This window comes from Streptomyces sp. NPDC005925 (assembly GCF_040638805.1).
Lineage (GTDB): Bacteria > Actinomycetota > Actinomycetes > Streptomycetales > Streptomycetaceae > Streptomyces.
The window spans coordinates 1-24,453 of sequence record NZ_JBEXVL010000045.1; the positions used below are offsets into that span (position 1 = coordinate 1).

Consider the following 24,453-nt stretch of genomic DNA (forward strand, 5'->3'; position numbering starts at 1 on the left):
CCGAACCTGGTGTCGGGGAGTGCGGCTGGTTCGGGTGTGCTGGGCCGGGTTGTGTGGGTGTTTCCGGGTCAGGGTTCGCAGTGGGTGGGGATGGGGCGGGAGTTGCTGGATGCTTCGCCGGTCTTTGCTGAGCGGGTCGGGGAGTGTGCGGCGGCGTTGGGGCGGTGGGTGGACTGGTCGCTGTTGGAGGTGTTGCGGGGCGAGTGCGGTCCCGACTTGCTGGACCGTGTTGATGTGGTGCAGCCGGCGAGTTTCGCGGTGATGGTGGGTCTGGCGGCTGTGTGGGGCTCGGTCGGTGTCCGGCCGGATGCGGTGCTGGGGCATTCGCAGGGGGAGATCGCGGCGGCGTGTGTGGCGGGTGCGTTGTCGCTGGAGGATGCGGCGCGGGTGGTGGCGTTGCGCAGTCGGGCGATCGCGGCGCGGCTGTCGGGGCGTGGGGGTATGGCGTCCGTTGCGCTGAGTGAGGAAGAGACTGTCGGGCGGCTGGAGCCGTGGGCGGGCCGGGTGGAGGTCGCTGCGGTCAATGGTCCGTCGTCGGTGGTGATCGCGGGTGATGCGGCGGCCCTGGATGAGGCGCTGGAGTCGCTGTCCGCCGACGGTGTGCGGGTGCGGCGGGTGGCGGTGGACTACGCCTCTCACACCCGGCATGTGGAGGACATCCGGGACACTCTCGCCGAGGTGCTGGCACCCATCAGTGCGCAGGTCCCGGCGGTGCCGTTCTACTCGACCGTGACGGGCGGCTGGGTGGAGGACGTGGGCGTGCTGGATGCCGGCTACTGGTATCGCAACCTGCGGCAGCCGGTGCGCTTCGGCCCGGCCGTGACGGAGCTGCTCGATCGCGGGCACGGTGTGTTCGTGGAGGTCAGCGCGCATCCGGTGCTGGTCCAGCCGGTCACCGAAGTCGTTGACGACAGCGGTGCTGACGCTCTGGTGACCGGGACGTTGCGGCGTGATGACGGTGGCGTGCGGCGGCTGTTGGCCTCGATGGCGGAGCTGTTCGTCCGAGGGGTCGGTGTGGACTGGGCGGCCGTGTTGCCCCCCGGTGCTGGAGCCGCTCGTGTCGATTTGCCGACGTATGCCTTCGACCACCGGCACTACTGGCTTCAGCCGACCGAGTCGGGCGCTGACGCGGCCTCGTTGGGGCAGACGGCGGTCGGTCACCCGATGCTGGGCGCGGTCGTCGGCATGCCGGGGTCGGCCGGGCTCAGGGCGACCTCCCGCTGGTCCCTGCGGTCGTACCCCTGGCTCGTGGACCATCTGGCGGCCGATGTCGTCGTGGTGCCGAACGCGGCACTGGTCGAGGTGGCCATCCGGCTCGGCGACCTGTCGGGCACCCCCGTCCTCGACGAACTGACCGTCGACACGCCCGTGCTGCTGCCGGAGCGAGGCGGCCGCAGCATCCAGGTCGTCGTCGGCGAGCCCGACCGGGCGGGGCGGCGGTCGGTGGAGATCCACTCCCGTTCCACGGACGCGCCGTCGGACGCCCCGCTGGACACGCAGTGGACTCGGCACGCGCGCGGCACGCTCGCTCCCGCTGCCACCCGGGAGGCAGCACCGGACGGCGGGTCGGTTCCCGTCACGGAAGTGGGCCTGGACGGTGCCGCTCTGCGGGACGCCGGCCGGTACGGGCTGCACCCCGCCCTGCTGGACGCAGCCGTTCGTACGGTCGTACCCGACGGCATGCTCCCCTCCGTGTGGACCGGGGTGTCCCTGCTGGCGTCGGGTGCCGCCGCGTTACGGGTCCGGCCGGGCGGGCCGGCGGCCGAGGGCACCGGGCTGCTGCTGGCCGACTCCTCGGGGCAATGTGTCATGACCGTGGAGGCGGTTCTCGGAACGCCGTTCGATCCCGAACAGGCGCGTGGTGACGGTGAGGTGCCGGCCGAGGCGCTGTTCCGCGTCGACTGGCCGGAACGGACGCTTCCCACCGTGGACCCCTCTCTCCGTCCCCTCCACGTCGTGAGGGTCGCGACCGGCGAGGACGTCGCCGCCGTGGCCCGGTCGGGCGGGCCCACTCCTGACGTCCTGCTGTACGAGGCCGACGCCTCGGCCGGCGCGGACGCCGCGGACGCAGCGGGCGGCACGCGTGCGCTGCTCGACGCGACGCTCGCCGTACTCCGGGCCTGGCTGGCGGAACCCGCCCTGGCGGACAGCCGGACGGCCGTCGTCACCGGGGACTGCGGCGAACTCGGCGCGGCCGCCGTGTGGGGTCTGGTGCGCTCGGCGCAGTCGGAGCATCCGGACCGGATCGTCCTGGTGGACCTCGACGAGGGCTCCCGGTCCGCTCTGCCGGCCGTGCTGCTGAGCGGCGAACCCCAGATGAGGGTGCGCGGCGGGCGCGCGTCCGTGCCCCGGCTGGTGCGTGTGCCCGTCGTGCCGGGCGGATCACGAGCCGGAACCGTACGGCGGCCGCGCCCGCTCGACACCGAGGGCACCGTACTGATCACGGGCGGCACCGGAACGCTCGGCGCGCTGACGGCACGGCACCTGGTCGCCGCGTACGGCGTCCGGCACCTGGTCCTGGCCGGACGCAGCGGGCATGCCCCGGAGCTGTACGCCGACCTGACCGCGATGGGCGCGTCCGTCACCGTCGCCGCCTGTGACGTGGCGGACCGGGCCCAGTTGGAGGCGCTGCTGGGCGGGATACCGGACGAGCATCCGCTGACCGCGGTGGTGCACGCCGCGGGGGTGCTGGACGACGGAGTGCTCACCGAACTGACGCCGGAACGGATCGACGCCGTGCTGCGGCCCAAGGCGGACGCGGCGCTGCACCTGCATGAGCTCACCCGGCACCTGGACCTGGCCGCGTTCGTGCTGTTCTCGTCGGCGGCGGGCGTGCTGGGCAACCCCGGGCAGGCCAACTACGCCGCCGCGAACGCCTGTCTGGACGCGCTGGCCGCGCGACGGCGCCACCTCGGGCTGCCCGCGGTGTCCCTCGCCTGGGGTTACTGGTCGACGGTCAGCGCGATGACCGCGCACCTGGGTGCCGCGGACCTGCGGCGCAACGAGCGCGTCGGCATGGCCGGTCTGTCCGCCGCCGAGGGCATGGCCCTGCTGGACGCCGCTCTGCTGGACGCCGACGCCGAGGGGGCCGGTGCTGCCGGGGCCCTGCTGGCGGCGAAGCTGGACGTGGCCGCCCTGCGGGCTGCCGCAGCCGACGCGCCGGTACCGCCACTGCTGCGCGGCCTGGCCCCGCCGCCGCGGCCTGTGGCCCGGACCGCCGGGCGGGGCACCGTCGCCCCGTCCGGGCCGGCGGCCGTGCGGGAGCGTCTCGCGCGGCTGGGCGACGACGAGCGCACCGAGACCCTGCTCGACCTGGTGCGGCGGCATGCCGCCGACGTACTCGGACACGCCACCGCCGACGCCGTCCGGGCCTCCCGGACGTTCAAGGAGGCCGGATTCGACTCGCTGACAGCGGTGGAACTGCGCAACCGGCTGGCCGCCGCGACCGGACTCACGCTCTCCCCGGCCATGATCTTCGACTATCCGAAGCCGGCGGCGCTCGCCGAACACCTGCGCACCAAACTCTTCGGCGGTACGGCGGGTACGGCGGGTACGGCGGGCAAGGCACGTACGGCCGATACGGCGGACCGTCCGGCCGGGTCCCGCGCGCCCGGCGGGACGACCCACGGGCCGGACGTGACCGAAGAACTGATCGCGACCGACGCGCCGGTCGTGAGCGACGAGCCGATCGCGATCGTGGCGATGGCATGCCGCTTCCCGGCGGGTGTGCACAGTCCGGAGGACCTGTGGCGGGTGGTGGCCGACGGGGTCGACGCCGTCACCGAGTTCCCCGACGACCGCGGCTGGGACACCGACCGCCTCTTCCACACCGACCCCGACCACGCCGGCACCACCTACGTACGCCACGGAGCATTCCTCGACGACGCCGCGGGGTTCGACGCCGCGTTCTTCGGGATCTCGCCGCGTGAGGCGCTGGCGATGGACCCGCAGCAGCGGCTCCTGCTGGAAACCTCCTGGGAGACGTTCGAACGCGCCGCGATCGACCCGACGTCGCTGGCCGGGGAGGACGTCGGCGTGTTCGTCGGCGTCAACAGCCACGACTACAGCGTGCGGACGCACCAGGCCCCCGAAGCCGAGGGATTCCGCCTCACCGGCAGCTCGGGCAGCGTCCTGTCCGGCCGCATCGCCTACCACTTCGGCCTCGAAGGACCCGCCGTCACGGTCGACACGGCCTGCTCGTCCTCCCTGGTGGCCCTGCACATGGCGGCGCAGGCCCTGAACCGGGGCGAGTGCTCCATGGCGCTGGCCGGCGGTGTGATGGTGATGGGCACCGTGGAGACCTTCGTGGAGTTCTCCCGGCAGCGCGGGCTGGCGCCCGACGGCCGGTGCAAGGCGTTCGCGGACGGCGCGGACGGCACCGGCTGGTCCGAAGGCGTGGGCCTGCTGCTGGTGGAACGGCTGTCGCAGGCCCGCCGCCGGGGCCACCACGTGCTGGCCGTGGTCCGCGGTTCGGCGGTCAACCAGGACGGCGCGTCCAACGGACTGACCGCGCCGAACGGCCCGTCGCAGCAGCGCGTCATTCGCAAGGCCCTGACCCGGGCCGGGCTGCGCACCTCGGACGTCGACGCCGTGGAGGCGCACGGCACGGGTACGACGCTCGGCGACCCGATCGAGGCGGAGGCGCTCCTGGCGACCTACGGCCAGGACCGGCCGGCCGGCCGGCCCCTGTGGCTCGGCTCGGTGAAGTCGAACATCGGGCACACCCAGGCGGCAGCGGGCGTCGCCGGCGTGATCAAGATGGTCATGGCCATGAGGCACGGCGTCCTGCCCGGGACACTGCACGTCGACCGGCCGTCGTCCCACGTCGACTGGTCGGCGGGCGCGGTCGAGGTGTTGACCGAGGCACGGGAGTGGCCGCGGACAGGTCGGCCCCGGCGGGCCGGCGTGTCCTCGTTCGGCATCGGTGGCACCAACGCGCACGTCGTCCTCGAAGAGGCCCCCGAACCGGTGCCTACCGTCTCGACGCCCGCGCCGGAACCGAAGGACGCCCCGGGGCCCGTGCCCGTCCCCGTGCTGGTCTCGGCGCGTACGGCGGCCGGTCTGCGCGGCCAGGCCGAACGGCTCGCCCGCTACTTCGACGACCGGCCCGGCGTCCACCTCACCGAGGCCGCCCACGCACTCGCCACCACGCGGGCCCGGCTCGACCACCGCGCCGTCGTCCTGGCGGCCGACCGGTCACAACTCGCCGCCGACCTGCGCGCCTTCGGCCGGGCTACGACCGGGCCGGCTCCCACAGTCGTCACCGGCACCCCCGTGACGGGCAAACTGGCCGTCCTCTTCACGGGCCAGGGCAGCCAGTGGGCGGGCATGGGCCGGGAACTCGCCGCGGCCTTCCCGGTCTTCCACGACGCCTTCACCGACGCGTGCGCCGCCGTCGAACGACACCTGGACGGACACGCGGCACGCCCGCTGCACCAGGTGGTGCTCGCCGCCCCGGGAACGCCCGGCAGCGAACTGCTCGACCGGACCATGTACACCCAGGGCGCCCTGTTCGCCCTGGAGACCGCGCTGTTCCGGCTCTTCGAGTCCTGGGGCGTACGACCGGACCTGCTCGCCGGCCACTCCGTCGGAGAGATCACCGCCGCGCACGTCTCCGGAGTGCTGGGGCTTCAGGACGCGGGACGGCTCGTCGCCGCGCGCGGCCGGTTGATGCAGAACCTGCCCGGGGGCGGTGCCATGGCCGCGGTCCAGGCGACCGAGGCGGAGGTCGCGCCGCTGCTGGCACAGGCGCAGGGCGTCGTCTGCGTGGCGGCGGTGAACGGACCCGGCGCCGTGGTGCTCTCCGGCGCCGAGGACGCCGTACTCGCCGTCGCCGGTGACCTGGCCGCACGCGGCCGCAAGACACGGAGACTGCCGGTCGGCCACGCCTTCCACTCCCCGCTCATGGAGCCCGTGCTCGACGAGTTCCGCGCGGTCGCGGAGAGCCTGTCGTACCGGCCCGGAACGCTGCCCGTCGTCTCCACCCTGACCGGCGACCTCGCCCCGGACGGACAGCTCGGTACGCCCGGCCACTGGGTCGACCAGGCACGGCACGCCGTGCGGTTCGGCGACGCGGTCACCTCGCTGAGCGGCCGGGGGGCGACGACGTACCTCGAACTGGGGCCGGGCGGAGTACTCGCCGCGATGGCGCTGGATTCGCTCGGTTCGCTCACGCCGCTCGACTCGCTCGGCACACCGGAGCAGAGCTGTGTCGCCACCCTGCGCAAGGACGGCGCCGAGACCGCCGACGTCCTGACCGCCCTCGCGGAACTGCACGTGCGCGGCGTGAGCGTGGACTGGACCACCGTCTACGACCACCGGCCGGCCGCCGCCGTGACGACCGGAACCGACCTGCCGACGTACGCGTTCCAGCACCAGCGGTACTGGATCGACTCCGACCCCACCGCGACGGGCGCCAACGCCACGCGGACGCCCGGCGCCACCGACGCGCACCACCCGCTGCTCGACACCGTCATGGAGGTGCCGGGGGACGACAGCGCCAGTCGGGTCCTCCTCCGAGGCCGGCTGGCCGGGCTGTCGCCCACGGAGCAGCAGCGCGTGGTGAGGGATCTGGTCCGGGAGAGCACCGCGGTCGTGCTCGGCCATCGCGACCCGGACGGTGTCGACCAGGAACAGTCCTTCAAGAGCCTCGGCTTCGACTCCCTCAGCGCGGTCAGGCTCCGCAACCGCCTACAGGACTTCACCGGGATCGGCCTGCCCAGCACGCTCGTCTTCGATCACCCGACCCCCGCTCTCGTCGCCGCCCACCTGCGGGCCGAACTGCTCGGCGTAGGCACGGTGGATCCCGCGTCGGCCACCGCGGTGGCATCGGCGTACGACGAGCCGATCGCGATCGTCGCGATGAGCACCCGGCTGCCGGGCGGGGCGGACAGCCCCGAGGAACTGTGGAACCTGCTGGTGGAGCGACAGGACGCGGTGTCCGGCTTCCCGGTCGACCGGGGCTGGGATCTCGACGGCCTGTACCACCCCGACCCGGACCACCCCGGCACCAGCTACACCCGCTCCGGCGGATTCCTCCACGAGGCAGCACAGTTCGACGCCGCCCTGTTCGGGATCTCACCGCGTGAGGCGCTGGCGATGGACCCCCAGCAGCGGCTCCTGCTGGAGACCTCCTGGGAGGCTCTGGAACGCGCCGGCATCGACCCGCTGTCCGTCAGGGGCAGTGACATCGGCGTCTTCACCGGCATCGTCCACCACGACTACGTGAGCCGCCTCCACCAGGTGCCCGACGACGTTCAGGGCTACCTCATGACCGGCACGGCGTCGAGTGTGGCGTCGGGCCGGGTGTCGTACGTGTTCGGCTTCGAGGGTCCGGCGGTCACGGTGGACACGGCGTGTTCGTCGTCGCTGGTGGCGATGCATCTGGCGGCGCAGTCGCTGCGGCAGGGCGAGTGCTCGATGGCGCTGGCGGGCGGAGCCACGGTGATGGCGGGCCCGGACGCCTTCCTGGAGTTCTCCCGGCAGCGGGGCCTGTCCGCCGACGGGCGGTGCAAGGCGTTCTCGGCCTCGGCCGACGGCACGGGCTGGGCCGAGGGCGTGGGTGTCGTCGTGCTGGAACGCTTGTCGGTGGCGCGGGAGCGCGGGCACCGGGTGCTGGCGGTGGTGCGTGGGTCGGCGGTGAATCAGGACGGTGCGTCGAACGGCCTGACGGCACCGAACGGTCCGTCGCAGCAGCGGGTGATCCGCCGGGCGTTGGCGAGTGCCGGTCTCTCGCCGGCGGACGTGGATGTGGTGGAGGCCCACGGCACCGGTACGGCCCTGGGCGACCCGATCGAGGCGCAGGCGCTGCTGGCGACGTACGGGCAGGGCCGGGAGTCCGGGCGGCCGTTGTGGCTCGGGTCGCTGAAGTCGAACATCGGGCACACCCAGGCCGCTGCGGGCGTGGCGGGCGTGATCAAGATGGTCATGGCGATGCGGCACGGGGTGCTTCCGGCGACGTTGCACGTGGACGAGCCCACGCGGCAGGTGGACTGGTCGGTGGGTGCGGTGGAGTTGTTGACCGAGGCGCGGGACTGGTCGCCGGACGGGCGCCCCCGGCGGGCCGGGGTGTCGTCGTTCGGGGCCAGTGGGACGAACGCGCACCTGATCCTCGAGGAGGCGCCCCCTGAGGAACCGCCGCCCTCGCCCGTCTACGTGGGTGTCGTGCCACTGGTGGTGTCGGGGCGGAGTGCGGGTTCGCTGGCGGGGCAGGCGGGGCGGCTCGCGGCCTACGTCAAGGGTGCGGGTGGGCAGTCGCTGGCGGGTGTGGCCGGGGTGTTGGTGTCTGGTCGTGCGGTGCTGGGTGAGCGTGCGGTGGTGGTGGCGGGTTCGGAGGGGGAGGCGCTGGCGGGGCTGGGGGCGTTGGCGCGGGGGGTGAGCGGGCCGAACCTGGTGTCCGGGAGCGCGGCTGGTTCGGGTGTGCTGGGCCGGGTTGTGTGGGTGTTTCCGGGTCAGGGTTCGCAGTGGGTGGGGATGGGGCGTGAGCTGCTGGACTCTTCGCCGGTTTTCGCTGAGCGGGTCGGGGAGTGTGCGGAGGTGTTGGGGCGGTGGGTGGACTGGTCGCTGTTGGAGGTGTTGCGGGGTGAGTGCGGTCCCGACTTGCTGGACCGTGTTGATGTGGTGCAGCCGGCGAGTTTTGCGGTGATGGTGGGGCTGGCGGCTGTGTGGGGTTCGGTCGGTGTCCGGCCGGATGCGGTGCTGGGGCATTCGCAGGGGGAGATCGCGGCGGCGTGCGTGGCGGGTGCGTTGTCGCTGGAGGATGCGGCGCGGGTGGTTGCGTTGCGCAGTCAGGCCATCGCCGCGCGACTCTCCGGGCGTGGGGGTATGGCATCTGTCGCGTTGAGTGAGGAGGAGGCGAGCGTACGGCTGGAGCCGTGGGCGGGCCGGGTGGAGGTCGCCGCGGTCAACGGTCCGTCGTCGGTGGTGATCGCGGGTGATGCGACGGCCCTGGATGAGGCGCTGGGGGCTCTCTCGGGTGACGGTGTGCGGGTGCGGCGGGTGGCGGTGGATTACGCCTCCCACACCCGGCATGTGGAGGACATCCGGGACACCCTCGCCGAGGCGCTCGCACCCATCAACGCGCAGGCGCCGGCGGTGCCGTTCTACTCGACCGTGACGGGCGGCTGGGTGGAGGACGCGGGCGTGCTGGATGCCGCGTACTGGTATCGGAACCTGCGTCAGCCGGTGCGCTTCGGCCCGGCCGTGACGGAGCTGCTCGATCGCGGGCACGGTGTGTTCGTGGAGGTCAGCGCTCATCCGGTGCTGGTCCAGCCGGTCACAGAAGTCGTTGACGACAGCGGTGCTGACGCTCTGGTGACCGGGACGTTGCGCCGGGAGGATGGTGGCCTGCGGCGGCTGCTGGCCTCGATGGCGGAGCTGTTCGTCCGAGGGGTCGGTGTGGACTGGGCGGCCATGCTGCCCCCCGGGGCGGTGGCGGCCCGGGTGGACCTGCCGACGTACGCCTTCGACCACCAGCACTACTGGCTCCACGAGGCGGAAGCGGCCACCGGCGTCGCCGAGTCCACCGGCCACGCGGACTCCGACTTCTGGGCCGTGGTCGAGCAGGCGGACCCGGAGTCTCTCGCGGAGTTGCTGGAGATCGCGGCGAGTGACCAGCGCAGCGCGCTGAGCGCTGTCGTTCCCGCGCTGGCGGCGTGGCGCGGCAGGCGTCGCGAGAGTTCGGCCGTGGAGAGGCTGCGCTACCACGTCACCTGGCAGCCACGCGGACGTGAGACGGTCGGCGTACCGGGCGGTCGTTGGCTGGTCGTCGTACCGCCCGCGCGCCGCGACGACAGCGCGATCGACGCTCTCCTGGCGGAGCTGGCCGGTCTCGGACTCGGCATGGTTCCGCTGGAGATCGGTGCGGCCGACCGCACCCGGGAACGGCTCGCCGTGCGGTTGGCCGACGTACTGGCCGCACACGACGTGACCGGTGTGCTGTCCCTGCTCGCCCTGGACGAGCAGGAGGGGCGCCGCGGACCGGACCGGCAAGAGATGAGCCCCGGAACGCTGGACCCGACGGGGATCACGGCGGCGACACTCGCGCTGATCCAGGCCCTGGGAGACGTCAACGCCACCCCGCCCCTGTGGTGCCTGACCAGGGGCGCCGTGAACATCGGCATCCACGACACGGTCACCTCACCGGCACAGGCGGCGCTGTGGGGGCTCGGCCGCGCAGCCGCGCTCGAACGTCTCGACCGGTGGGGCGGCCTCGTCGACCTGCCCGCGGTCCCGGACTCGCGCACGGCCCCGTACCTGCTCGGGGCTCTCCACGCGGCCGATGGTGAGGACCAGCTCGCGGTCCGGCGGTCGGGCGTGTACGTCCGGCGGCTGACGCGCAAGCCCGCGCCGCCGGAACCCGCCGGCGACAGCCGTTGGCAGCCACGGGGCACGGTCCTGGTGACCGGCGGCGCCGAAGGACTCGGCAGACACGTCGCCCGCCGGCTCGCGCTCGGCGGCGTAGACCGGCTCATCGTCACCACCACCGCGTACGCACCCGCCCACAGCGTGCCCGAACTCCGTACCGAACTGGCCGGGCTGGGCCTCGGCACCACCGTGGAGCACTGCGAGGACTCCGACCGGGACGCCCTCGCGCGTCTGGTCGCGGCGACGGCGTCGGAGCAGCCGCTCACGGCCGTCGTGCACGCCGCCGACATCACACGGACCAGCTCCGTCGACGACACCCGTACGCACGACCTCGCCGAGGTGTTCGCCGCCAAGGTCGACACGGCCGTGTGGCTGGACGAACTGTTCGAGGACACGCCGCTCGACGCGTTCGTCGTCTTCTCCTCGATCGCGGGCGTGTGGGGCGGCGGCGGCCAGGGACCGTCCGGCGCGGCGAACGCCGTCCTCGACGCCCTGGTGGAGTGGCGGCGCGCCCGGGGACTGCGGGCGACGTCGATCGCCTGGGGAGCACTCGACCAGATCGGCGTCGGCATGGACGAGGCCGCCCTCGCCCAACTCCGCCGCCGCGGTGTCCTGCCCATGGCCCCCCGGCTCGCGGTCACCGCGATGGTGCAGGCCGTACAGGGCAACGAGAAGTCCGTGACGGTGGCCGACATGGACTGGGACGCCTTCATCCCCGCCTTCACGTCGGTCCGGCCCAGCCCGCTGTTCGGCGATCTGCCCGAGGCGAAGGCGGCGCTTCGGGCGGCGCAGGGCGACAGCGGGAACAGCGACACCACGTCGTCCCTCGCGGACTCCCTGCGGGCGGTACCGGACACCGAGCAGAACCGCATCCTCCTCCGGTTGGTCCGCGGCCACGCCTCGACCGTCCTCGGTCACAGCGGCGCAGAAGGCATTGGCGCACGCCAGGCGTTCCAGGAGGCCGGCTTCGACTCCCTGGCCGCCGTCAACCTCCGCAACAGCCTGCTCAAGGCCACCGGACTGCGCCTGCCCGCCACCCTGATCTTCGACTACCCCACACCGGAAGCGCTGGTGGGCCACCTTCGCACCGAACTTCTCCGCGAGGCCGACGACGGCCTCGAACGCCGCGAGGACGACCTCAGACGAGTCCTGGCGGCCGTGCCGATCGCCCGGTTCGAGGAAGCCGGCGTACTGGACACCCTCCTCGGCCTCGCCCGGGCCGGTACCGGCGCGGACACGGCTGCCGACGGGAACGCCAGCGGGAACGGGAACGGGCCGGACGGCGCGGCACGGACAGCCGCCGACGCCGCCGAGCTGATCGACGCGATGGACGTTGCCGACCTGGTGCAACGCGCCCTGGGCAAGACGAGCTGACCACCTGTGCACACATCCCGGAGGATGGCCATGTCGGCGCCAGACGAGCAGGTAGTGGAGGCACTGCGTGCCTCGCTGAAGGAGAACGCCCGGCTTCAGCAGGAGAACGGCGCACTTGTCGCCGCAGCCGCGGAACCCGTCGCGGTCGTCTCCATGGCCTGCCGCTACGCCGGCGGCATCCGCGGCCCGGAAGACCTGTGGCGCGTGGTGTCCGAAGGCACCGACGTCTACGCCGCCTTCCCCGAGGACCGCGGCTGGGACACCGAGGGCCTCTACCACCCCGACCCCGACAACCCGGGCACGACCTACGTACGGGAGGGCGCCTTCCTGCACGACGCGGCACAGTTCGACGCCGGGTTCTTCGGCATCTCGCCCCGCGAGGCCCTGGCGATGGACCCCCAGCAGCGCCAACTGCTCGAAGTGTCCTGGGAGACCTTCGAACGGGCCGGCATCGACCCCCACTCGGTGCGGGGCAGCGACGTCGGGGTCTTCGCCGGCATCGTGCACCAGGACTACGCCCCGGACCTCAGCGGCTTCGAGGACTTCCTCAGCCTGGAACGCGCCCTGGGCACCGCCGGCGGAGTCGCCTCCGGGCGCGTCGCCTACACCCTCGGCCTCGAAGGCCCCGCGGTGACCGTCGACACCATGTGCTCCTCCTCCCTGGTGGCACTGCACCTGGCCGCGCAGGCGCTGCGCCGGGGCGAGTGCTCGATGGCGCTCGCGGGCGGTGCGACGGTGATGGCCACACCGGGCGGCTTCGTCGGCTTCGCACGTCAGCGCGCGCTCGCCTTCGACGGACGGTGCAAGTCCTACGCCGCCTGCGCCGACGGCTCCGGCTGGGCCGAGGGCGTGGGCGTGCTGCTGCTCGAACGGCTGTCGGTCGCGCGGGAGCGCGGGCACCGGGTGCTGGCCGTGATCCGTGGGTCGGCCGTGAACCAGGACGGTGCCTCCAACGGGTTGACGGCTCCGAACGGTCCGTCGCAGCAGCGCGTGATCCGCAAGGCGCTGGCCAGCGCCGGACTCTCCCCGGCCGACGTGGACGCGGTCGAGGGCCACGGCACGGGCACCGTGCTGGGCGACCCGATCGAGGCGCAGGCCCTGCTGGCGACGTACGGGCAGGGACGGGACCCCGGACACCCGCTGCGGCTCGGCTCGGTCAAGTCCGTCATCGGGCACACCCAGGCGGCCTCCGGCGTCGCGGGCGTGATCAAGATGGTCATGGCGATGCGGCACGGGGTGCTCCCGGCGACCCTGCACGTGGACGCGCCCACCCCCCAGGTGGACTGGTCCGCGGGTGCGGTGGAGCTGCTGACCGAGGCGCGGGAGTGGGCGCGCGGTGATCGTCCTCGGCGGGCCGGGGTGTCGTCGTTCGGGGCCAGTGGGACGAACGCGCACCTGATCCTGGAGGAGGCTCCCGCCGAGGAGGCCGCGCGGCAACCGGTGGTGCCGGTGCCCGCACGTGTGGTGCCGCTGGTGGTCTCGGCCGGGAGCGAGGCCTCGCTGATGGCCCAGGCGGGGCGGCTGGCCTCGTGCCTGGAGCCGGGTGCGTCCGGTGCTGACGGGCCCTCGCTGGCGGGCGTGGCCGGGGCCCTGGTGTCCGGCCGCGCAGTGCTGGACCGGCGTGCCGTGGTGGTGGCCGGCTCGGAGCAGGAGGCGCTGGCCGGACTGCGGGCACTGGAGCAGGGGGAGAACGGACCGGCCCTGGTGTCCGGCACCGCGGCTGGTGCGGGTGTGCTGGGCAAGACCGTGTGGGTGTTCCCGGGACAGGGTTCGCAGTGGGCGGGCATGGGCCGGGAACTGCTGGACGCCTCGCCGGTCTTCGCCGCCCGGATCCAGGAGTGTGCGACCGCGCTGGACCGGTGGGTGGACTGGTCGCTGCTTGAGGTGTTGCGGGGCGAGTGCGATCCCCGGTTGCTGAATCGTGTGGAGGTGGTGCAGCCGGCGAGTTTCGCGGTGATGGTCGGTCTGGCGGCTGTGTGGGAATCGGTCGGTGTCCGGCCCGACGCGGTGCTCGGCCATTCCCAGGGAGAGATCGCCGCCGCGTGCGTGGCGGGTGCGTTGTCGCTGGAGGACGCGGCGCGGGTGGTGGCGTTGCGCAGCCAGGCCATCGCCGGGCGGCTGTCCGGCCGTGGCGGTATGGCCTCCGTCGCGCTCGGTGAGGAAGAGGCGGCCGGGCGGCTGGAGCCCTGGGCCGACCGTGTCGCGGTCGCTGCGGTCAACGGTCCGTCGTCGGTGGTGATCGCCGGTGACGCCGAGGCGCTGGACGAGGCGCTGGAGGCACTGGGCGACCAGGGCGTACGGGTGCGTCGGGTGGCGGTCGACTACGCCTCGCACACGCGGCAGGTGGAGGACATCCGCGAGACGCTGACTGAGGCGCTGGCCGGCGTCACGGCGCAAGCCCCGGCGGCGCCGTTCTACTCCACCGTGAGCGGTGGCTGGGTCGAGGGCGCCGGGGTGCTGGATGCCGCGTACTGGTATCGGAACCTGCGGCAGCCGGTGCGCTTCGGCCCGGCCGTGACGGAGCTGCTCGACGACGGGCACGGGGTGTTCGTGGAGGTCAGCGCCCATCCGGTGCTGGTCCAGCCGATCACCCAGATCGTGGACGGTGCGCGGGCTGACGTGGTCGTGACCGGCTCGCTGCGTCGGGAGGACGGTGGCCTGCGGCGGCTGCTGACCTCGATGGCCGCCCTGTTCGTCCGGGGTGCGGCCGTGGACTGGGCAGGGATTCTGCCTGCCGGGGCGGTGACCGCCCGGGTGGACCTGCCGACGTATGCCTTCGACCACCGGCATTACTGGCTCCGGATGGCCGGCTCGGCGACGGACGCGGTGTCGCTGGGCCTGGCCGGTGCTGATCATCCGTTGCTGGGTGCGGTGGTGCGGTTGCCGCAGTCGGACGGGTTGGTGTTCACCTCGCGGTTGTCGTTGCGGTCGCATCCGTGGCTGGCCGATCACGCGATCGGTGGGGTGGTGGTCGTGCCGGGGACGGTGTATGTCGACGTGGCGGTGCGGGCCGGGGACGAGTTCGGCTGTGGTGTGCTGGAAGAGCTGGTGATCGAGGCGCCGTTGGTGCTGCCGGAGCGTGGCGGCGTGCGGTTGCAGGTCTCGGTCGGCGGTGCGGGTGAGGACGGGTCGCGCACGGTGGAGGTGTACTCGCTGCGCGAGGACGCCGACGGCGTCGGGAGCGGCGGCCCGGAGGGGTGGACGCGGCACGCCACCGGAACGCTGTCGACCGTGTCCCGGGTGAACGACGCGGGCGTCGACTTCGCTGCCTGGCCGCCGCCGGGCGCGCACCCGGTCGACGTCGGGGACTTCTACACCGACCTGCTTGAGCGTGGCTACGCGTACGGTCCGGCCTTCCAGGGCCTGCGGGCCGTCTGGCGGCGGGGCGAGGAGGTCTTCGCGGAGGCCGCGCTGCCGGAGGAACAGCGGGAGGAGGCCGGCAGGTTCGGTATCCATCCGGCGCTGCTGGACGCCGCTCTCCACACGAACGCCTTCGCCCACCCCGATGACGACCGCCGGGTGCTGCCCTTCGCGTGGAACGGACTGGTGCTGCACGCCGCGGGTGCCTCGGCGCTACGGGTACGGGTCGCACCGTGCGGCCCCGACGCGCTGTCCTTCCAGGCCTCGGACGAGACCGGTGGGCTGGTCCTGACGATGGACTCGCTGGTGTCCCTGCCGGTGTCCACCGGCCGACTGGATGCCGCCGCGGCCGATGAGAGCCGCGACTCGCTGTTCGCCGTGGAGTGGACCGAGGTGGGCCCGGCCCGGGGCGAGGGGCCCTCGCCGTCGTGGGTGGCCGTGAACTCCGCCCAGGACGTGGGGGCTCTGGCCGGGAGTGCCGTGGTCCCGGCGGTGACGGTCCTGGAAGCCGTCGGAAGCGGGGACGAGGAGAACGACGTCGCCGTCCTGGCCCTGTCCTCGCGGGTGCTCGGGGTGCTGCAGGCGTGGCTGGCCGGGGCGGGGCTGGAGAAGTCGCGGCTGGTGGTGGTGACCCGGGGTGCGGTGCCCGCGGACGGTGACGGCGCGGTGACCGATCCGGCCGGGTCGGCGGTGTGGGGTCTGGTCCGTGCCGCCCAGGCCGAACACCCGGACCGGATCATCCTGCTCGACATCGACCCGACCACCGACGCCGAGTGGGGACCCGTACTGGGTGCGGTGCTGGGTGGAGACGAGCCGCAGCTCGCGGTGCGGGGGACGGCTCTGTTCGCGCCGCGGCTGGTGCGTGCGCGGGGTGAGGTTCCGGATGGGCCGGTTGTGTTGCGGCCGGGTGGGACTTGGCTGGTCACGGGTGGTACCGGGTCGTTGGGTGCGTTGGTGGCCCGGCATGTGGTGACGGTGCACGGGGTGCGGCGTTTGGTGCTGGCGAGTCGGCGGGGTCCGGATGCCGAGGGTGTGGCGGAGTTGGTGGCCGAGCTGACCGGGCTGGGTGTTGCGGTGTCGGTGGTGGCGTGTGATGTGTCCGAGCGTGCGCAGGTGGAGGCGTTGCTGGGGTCGGTGCCGGACGCGTATCCGCTGACCGGTGTGGTGCACATGGCGGGTGTGCTGGACGACGGTGTGATCGGGGCGTTGACGCCGGAGCGGCTTGCGAGGGTGTTCGCGCCGAAGGTGGACGCGGTGCGGCATCTGGACGAGCTGACGCGGGGTCTCGATCTCGACGCGTTCCTCGTCTTCTCGTCCGCCGCCTCGCTCATGGGTTCCGCGGGACAGGGCAACTACGCGGCGGCGAACGCGTACCTGGACGGGCTCATGGCTAATCGCCGTGCGGCCGACCTGCCCGGGCAGTCACTCGCGTGGGGACTGTGGCAACAGACCACCGGCATGACCGCTCGCCTCGGCGCCGTCGACCAGGCGCGAATGAGCCGCGGTGGAGTACTGGCGATGACGCCGGCCGAAGGCCTGGAGATCCTCGACATCGGCCTGCACACCGACCGGGCGCTGCTGGTGCCGATCAAGCTGGACCTGCGCGCGTTGCGCGGCCGGGCCGCCGCCGGTGGGGGAGTCCCGCACCTGCTGCGGGGCCTGGTACGCGCGGGTCGGCGCCTGGCCCGGGCAGCCGCCGGGGACAGCGGCGGACTGGTCCGCCGGCTCGCCGGGCTCCCCCCGGCCGAGCAGGAAAACATCCTGCTGACCATCGTCCGGGCCGAGGCGAGCGGAGTACTGGGTTTCAGCGGCCCCGAACTGGCGCGGGACACGCGCGGCTTCAGCGACATCGGGTTCGACTCCCTGACCGCGGTGGAGTTGCGGAACCGGCTGAGCACCGCGACCGGCGTGAAACTCCCCGCCACGCTGATCTTCGACTATCCGACCCCGCAGGCGCTCGCCCGTCACCTGCGTGACGAGCTGGGTGACGCGGCGGTCGCCGCACCTGCACCGGTGGTGACCGCTGTCGCCGACCCGGACGAACCGATCGCGATCGTCGGTATGGCGTGCCGGTTGCCGGGTGGTGTGGCCGGTCCGGAGGATCTGTGGCGGATGGTGTGTGAGGGCCGCGAGGGAATGTCCGCGTTCCCCGACGACCGGGGCTGGGACCTGGAGGGCCTGTTCGACCCGGACCCCGACCGGGCGGGCACGTCGTACACCAGCCAGGGCGGCTTCCTGCGGGGGGCGGGCCTCTTCGACGCGGGGCTCTTCGGGATTTCGCCGCGGGAGGCGCTGGCCATGGACCCGCAGCAGCGGCTGCTGCTGGAGACCTCCTGGGAGGCGCTGGAACGGGCGGGCATCGACCCGACCGCGTCGCAGGGGGAGAACATCGGCGTCTTCTCCGGGGTCTCCATCCACGACTATCTCGAGTCCTTGAGCAACATGCCCCCCGAACTGGAAGGGTTCGTCACCACCGCCACCGCTGGCAGCGTGGCCTCGGGCCGGGTGTCGTACGTCTTCGGTCTCGAGGGTCCGGCGGTCACGGTGGACACGGCGTGCTCGTCGTCGCTGGTGGCGATGCATCTGGCGGCGCAGTCGCTGCGGCAGGGCGAGTGCTCGATGGCGCTGGCCGGCGGCGTCGCCGTCATGGGATCCCCGATCGGCGTCCGCGGCATGTCGCGGCAGCGCGGCCTGGCCGCCGACGGACGGTGCAAGGCATACGCGGACGGCGCCGACGGCACGGTCCTGTCCGAGGGCGTCGGCCTGGTGGTGCTGGAGCGGCTGTCGGCGGCCCGGGAACGTGGACACCGGGTCCTGGCCGTGATCCGGGGCAGCGCGGTGAACCAGGACGGTGCGTCGAACGGGCTGACGGCGCCGAACGGCCCGTCGCAACAACGGGTGATCCGCCGGGCGCTGAGGAGTGCCGGGCTTTCGCCGTCGGACGTGGACGTGGTGGAGGGGCACGGGACCGGTACCGCCCTCGGCGACCCGATCGAGGCGCAGGCGCTGTTGGCGACGTACGGGCAGGGCCGGGATCCGGAACGACCGTTGTGGCTGGGGTCGTTGAAGTCGAACGTCGGCCATACGCAGGCTGCGGCAGGCGTGGGCAGCGTGATCAAGATGGTGCAGGCGCTGCGACACGGCGTGATGCCGCCGACCCTGCATGCGCGGCAGCCCACGAGCCAGGTCGACTGGTCCACGGGCGCGATCGAGCTGCTGACCGAGGCGCGGGACTGGTCGCCGAACGGGCGCCCCCGGCGGGCCGGGGTGTCGTCGTTCGGGATCAGCGGCACGAACGCGCACCTGATCCTCGAGGAGGCGCCCCCTGAGGAACCGCCGCCCCTGCCTGCCTGCGTGGGTGTGGTGCCGTTGGTGGTGTCGGCGCGGAGTGCGGGGTCGTTGGCGGGGCAGGCGGGTCGGCTCGCGGCTTGCGTCGAGAGTCCGGACGGGGCCTCGCTGGGGGGTGTGGCCGGGGTGTTGGTGTCTGGTCGTGCGGTGCTGGGTGAGCGTGCGGTGGTGGTGGCGGGTTCGGAGGGGGAGGCGCTGGCGGGGCTGGGGGCGTTGGCGCGGGGGGCGAGCGGGCCGAACCTGGTGTCCGGGAGTGCGGCTGGTTCGGGTGTGTTGGGCCGGGTTGTGTGGGTGTTTCCGGGTCAGGGTTCGCAGTGGGTGGGGATGGGGCGGGAGCTGCTGGACTCTTCGCCGGTTTTTGCTGAGCGGGTCGGGGAGTGTGCTGCGGCGTTGGGTCGGTGGGTGGACTGGTCGCTGTTGGAGGTGTTGCGGGGCGAGTGCGGTCCCGACTTGCTGGACCGTGTTGATGTGGTGCAGCCGGCGAGTTTTGCGGTGATGGTGGGGCTGGCGGCTGTGTGGGGCTCGGTCGGTGTCCGGCCGGATGCGGTGCTGGGGCACTCACAGGGGGAGATCGCAGCGGCGTGCGTCGCAGGTGCGCTGTCGCTGGAGGACGCTGCGCGGGTGGTGGCGCTGCGCAGCCAGGCCATCGCCGCGCGGCTGTCGGGGCGTGGCGGTATGGCCTCCGTTGCGCTGAGCGAGGAAGAGACTGTCGGGCGGCTGGAGCCGTGGGCGGGCCGGGTGGAGGTCGCTGCGGTCAACGGTCCGTCGTCGGTGGTGATCGCCGGTGACGCGCGGGCCCTCGACGAGGCGCTGGGGGCGCTGTCCGGTGACGGTGTTCGGGTGCGGCGGGTGGCGGTGGACTACGCCTCCCACTCCCGGCATGTGGAGGACATCCGGGACACTCTCGCCGAAGCACTGGCCGGCGTGACGGCGCAGGCGCCGACGGTGCCGTTCTACTCGACCGTGACGGGCGGCTGGGTGGAGGACGCCGGGGTGCTGGATGCCGCCTACTGGTATAGGAACCTGCGGCAGCCGGTGCGCTTCGGCCCGGCCGTGACGGAGCTCCTGGGCGGCGGGCATGGAGTGTTTGTCGAGGTCAGCGCCCATCCGGTGCTGGTCCAGCCGGTCACCGAGATCGTTGACGACGCTGGCGCTGATGCTGTGGTGACCGGGACGTTGCGGCGTGATGACGGTGGCCTGCGGCGGCTGTTGGCCTCGATGGCGGAGTTGTTCGTCCGAGGGGTCGGTGTGGACTGGGCGGCCATGCTGCCCCCCGGGGCGGTGGCGGCCCGGGTGGACCTGCCGACGTACGCCTTCGACCACCGGCACTACTGGCTTCAGCCGGCCGAGTCGACCTCTGACGCGGCCTCGTTGGGGCAGACGGCGGCTGATCATCCGTTGTTGGGTGCGGTGGTGCGGTTGCCGCAGTCGGGTGGGTTGGTGTTCACGTCGCGGTTGTCGTTGCGGTCGCATCCGTGGCTGGCCGATCACCGGGTTGGCGGTGTGGTGCTGGTTCCGGGTACTGCGTTGGTGGAGTTGGCGGTGCGGGCGGGTGACGAGGCCGGGTGCGGGGCGCTGGAAGAGCTGGTGATCGAGGCGTCGTTGGTGTTGCCGGAGCGTGGCGGCGTGCGGTTGCAGGTCTCGGTCGGCGGTGCGGGCGAGGACGGGTCGCGCACGGTGGAGGTGTACTCACTGCGCGAGGACGCTGCCGGTGAGGGCGACGAGACGTGGACGCGGCACGCTACGGGCCTGTTGTCGACGGCCACCGCACAGCCGGATGACGCGGGCTTCGACTTCGCCGTATGGCCGCCGTCGGGTGCACGGCCGGTCGAGGTCGGGGACTTCTACGGCGGCCTGTCCGAGCGGGGTTACGGCTATGGTCCGGCGTTCCAGGGTGTGCGGGCGGTGTGGCGGCGCGGGGAGGAGACGTTCGCCGAGGTTGTCCTGCCGGAGGAGCAGCGGGGGGAGGCCGGCAGGTTCGGCATTCATCCCGCACTGCTGGATGCGGCCCTGCACTCGACCCTGCTGCATGCTGTGACGGCCGGCGGAGAGGTGCAAGGAGAGGCTGACGGGCCTCGGGTGCGGCTGCCGCTGGACTGGAGCAGGCTGGTGCTGCATGCCGGGGGCGCCTCGGCGCTGCGGGTACGGCTGGTGCCCGACGGGCCCGGCGCCGTGTCGCTGCAAGCCGCGGACGAGTCCGGCGGTGCGGTGGTGACGGCGGACTCCCTGGTGCTGAGGGAGGTAGCTCCAGGGCAACTGGCGAGGTCGGCGGGTACGACGATCGCCGACTCGTTGTTCGCGCTGGAGTGGAGCGAGCTGCCTCCGCTTCAAGGAGTGGACCCGTCGTCGCCGTCATGGGTCGCGGTCGACACCGCTGACGAGGTGGCGGACCTGGTCGACGACGTTGCCTCGGGCGCCGACGTTCCGACGGTCGCGATCGTGGAAGCCGCTGGTGGGGACGGTGACGACGCCGTACTGGCGCTGGTGTCGCGGGTGCTGGGGGTGGTACAGGCGTGGCTGGCCGGGGCCGGGCTGGAGGAGTCGCGGCTGGTGGTCGTGACCCGGGGTGCCGTGCCTGCTGGCGGTGACGGTGGGGTGACGGATCCGGCCGGGTCGGCGGTGTGGGGTCTGGTCCGTGCCGCCCAGGCCGAGAACCCCGACCGGATCATCCTGCTGGACACCGACCCGGCCACTGACGGCGGCACGGCGGCCGTCCTGGGGAACGTGCTGGCAGGCGGGGAGCCCCAGGTCGCCGTCCGCGGGACGACACTGTCGGCCCCCCGGCTCGTCCGTACAACAGGACAAGCCTCGGACGGTTCGGTGGTGTTCGGGGCGGAGGGAACCGAGGCTGGGGCAGGGGGAGGGGCAGGGGTCGGAACTGTCCTGGTCTCGGGTGCCGGTTCGCTGGGTGCCCTGGCGGCCCGGCACCTGGTCACCCGGCGCGGCGTGCGGCACCTGCTGCTGGCCAGTCGGCGCGGTCCGGACGCCGAGGGCGTACCGGAGCTGATCGCCGAACTGGCCGAGCACGGTGCCGCGGTGTCGGCGGTGGCCTGTGATCTGTCCGACCGCGACCAGGTGCGGGCCCTGCTGGCGTCGGTGCCGGGGGAGCACCCCCTGACCGGTGTGGTGCACACGGCCGGTGTACTGGACGCCGGTGTGATCGGGACGCTGACCCCGGAGCGGTTGGCGTGGGTGTTCGCGCCGAAGGTGGACGCGGTGCGGCACCTCGACGATCTCACGCGGGGTTTGGACCTGAAGGCGTTCGTCGTCTACTCCTCCGTCTCGGCGGTGTTCATGGGGGCGGGGAGCGGCAGTTATGCGGCGGCGAACGCGTTCCTGGACGGGTTGGTGGCGCGTCGTCGTGCGGCGGGTCTGCCCGGGCTGTCGCTGGCCTGGGGACTGTGGGAGCAGACGAGGGGTATGGCGGCCGGCACCGACGAGCTGACCAGGGCCCGGATGAACCGGCGCGGCGGTCTGCGGGCCATGTCACCGGCGGAGGGCATGGAACTCTTCGACGCCGCTGTCGCGTCCGGCCGGGCCCTGTTGGTGCCGGCCAAGCTGGACCTGCGGGGCGTGCGTGCCGACGCGGCCGCCGGTGGTGGAGTCCCGCACCTGTTGCGCGGCCTCGTACGGGCAGGTCGACAGCAGGCGAGGGCGGTATCGGCCGGTGACGGCGGCCTCCTGCGCCGACTGGCCGGCCTCGCCGCCGCGGACCAGGAGTCCCTGCTTCTCGACCTGGTACGCGCTCAGGCCGCCGTCGTACTCGGGCACGACGGGCCGGAAGGCGTGCGGCCGGACACGGCGTTCAAGGAGGCCGGGTTCGACTCGCTGACATCGGTGGAACTGCGCAACCGGCTCCGTGACGCGACCGGACTGAAATTGCCCGCCACCCTGGTCTTCGACCATCCGACGCCCTTGTCCATAGCCCGCCGTCTCCACCAGGAACTGGTCCCGGACGGCGAGACGAGCGGGGAGGAGGTCAATGAGGAACGGCTCAGGCAGGCACTCATGTCTCTCCCGCTGGCCCGGTTCCGGGAGGCCGGATTGATGGACGCCTTGGTCGAGCTGGCCTCTCTCGGCGACGGCGTATCGAACAGCGGCGCAGTCGACACGGCAGACGAGGGGCCGGACATCTCCGAGCTGGATGTTGATGACCTCGTTCACCTTGCACTCGGCGACAAAGAGTCCTTCGAAACCGCGGAATGACCGGGGGGAATTACGTGAGTGCGTCGTACGAAAAGGTCGTCGAGGCGTTGCGCAAGTCGCTGGAAGAGGTCGGCTCGCTGAAGAAGCGGAACCGGCAACTCCGTGCCGCGTCCCGTGAATCGATCGCAATCGTCGGAATGGCCTGTCGGCTGCCGGGTGGGGTGGCGGGGCCCGAGGACTTGTGGCGGTTGGTGAGTGAGGGCCGGGACGCGGTGTCCGGGTTTCCTGAGAATCGCGGCTGGGATCTGGAGGGTCTCTTCGATCCGGATCCTGACCGGCCGGGTACGTCGTACGCCAGTCAGGGCGGGTTCCTCTACGAGGCAGGCATGTTCGACGCGGGGTTCTTCGGGATCTCGCCGCGTGAGGCGCTGGCCATGGATCCGCAGCAGCGGTTGCTGCTGGAGACGTCGTGGGAGGCGCTCGAGGCCGCCGGTGTCGATCCGCTCTCGTTGAAGGGCACCGACGTCGGCGTCTTCACCGGGGTCTTCGGCCAGGGCTATGTCGCTCCCGGAGCCAGTGTCGTCACGCCCGAACTGGAGGGCTTCGCGGGCACGGGCGGGGCATCGAGCGTCGCGTCGGGCCGGGTGTCGTACGTGTTCGGCTTCGAGGGTCCGGCGGTCACGGTGGATACGGCGTGTTCGTCGTCGCTGGTGGCGATGCATCTGGCGGCGCAGTCGCTGCGGCAGGGCGAGTGCTCGATGGCACTGGCCGGGGGCGTGACGGTGATGGCCACGCCCGGTGCCTTCGTGGAGTTCTCCCGGCAGCGGGGCCTGGCCGAGGACGGGCGGTGCAAGGCGTACGCGGACGCGGCGGACGGCACCGGCTGGTCCGAGGGTGTGGGCGTGGTCGTGCTGGAACGGCTGTCGGTGGCGCGGGAGCGCGGACACCGGGTCCTGGCGGTGCTGCGGGGCAGTGCGGTGAACCAGGACGGCGCCTCCAACGGCCTGACCGCTCCGAACGGTCCGTCGCAGCAGCGGGTGATCCGCAGCGCTCTGGCGAGTGCCGGGCTCTCCGCTTCGGATGTGGACGCGGTGGAGGGGCACGGGACTGGTACGGCTCTGGGTGATCCGATCGAGGCGCAGGCGTTGCTGGCGACGTACGGGCGGGGGCGGGAGTCCGGGCGGCCGTTGTGGCTGGGGTCGCTGAAGTCGAACGTCGGGCACACCCAGGCGGCTGCTGGTGTCGCGGGCGTGATCAAGATGGTGCAGGCGCTGCGGCACGGCGTGCTCCCGCCGACCCTGCACGTGGACGCGCCGACGCGGCAGGTGGACTGGTCGGCGGGAGCGGTCGAGCTGCTGACCGAGGCGCGGGACTGGTCTCCGGGCGGGCGTCCTCGTCGGGCCGGTGTGTCTGCGTTCGGAGTCAGCGGGACGAACGCGCATCTGATTCTGGAGGAGGCGCCGGCTGAGGGGGTCGCTGAGGCGCGCACGGAGGCGCCTGTTGACGCATCCGCTGAGGCGGTCGTGCGGCAGTCGGCGGTGTCCGTGGGTGTGGTGCCGTTGGTGGTGTCGGCGCGGAGTGCGGGGTCGTTGGCGGGGCAGGCGGGGCGGCTCGCGGCCCATGTCAAGGGTGCTGGTGGGGCGTCGTTGGCGGGTGTGGCCGGGGTGTTGGTGTCTGGTCGTGCGGTGCTGGGTGAGCGTGCGGTGGTGGTGGCGGGTTCGGAGGGGGAGGCGCTGGCGGGGCTGGGGGCGTTGGCGCGGGGGGTGAGCGGGCCGAACCTGGTGTCGGGGAGTGCGGCTGGTTCGGGTGTGCTGGGCCGGGTTGTGTGGGTGTTTCCGGGTCAGGGTTCGCAGTGGGTGG

At 72.8% G+C, this 24,453-nt stretch carries 3 protein-coding genes; all 3 read left to right on the forward strand.

Annotation, left to right across the window (positions count from 1 at the left end; translation table 11 throughout):
• Positions 1 to 57: 57 nt before the first annotated feature.
• Entirely contained in the window at positions 58 to 11,739 is an 11,682-nt protein-coding gene (locus ABZ354_RS27910) for a type I polyketide synthase (protein WP_358661363.1), read from the forward strand.
• 30 nt (positions 11,740 to 11,769) lie between these two features.
• Positions 11,770 to 22,653, forward strand: coding sequence for a type I polyketide synthase (locus tag ABZ354_RS27915; RefSeq protein WP_358661365.1), 10,884 nt, complete (start codon positions 11,770 to 11,772; stop codon positions 22,651 to 22,653).
• On the forward strand, positions 22,650 to 24,453 hold a 1,804-nt coding region (locus ABZ354_RS27920; RefSeq protein ID WP_358661367.1), incomplete at its 3' end, for a type I polyketide synthase. The genes ABZ354_RS27915 and ABZ354_RS27920, both read left to right, overlap by 4 nt.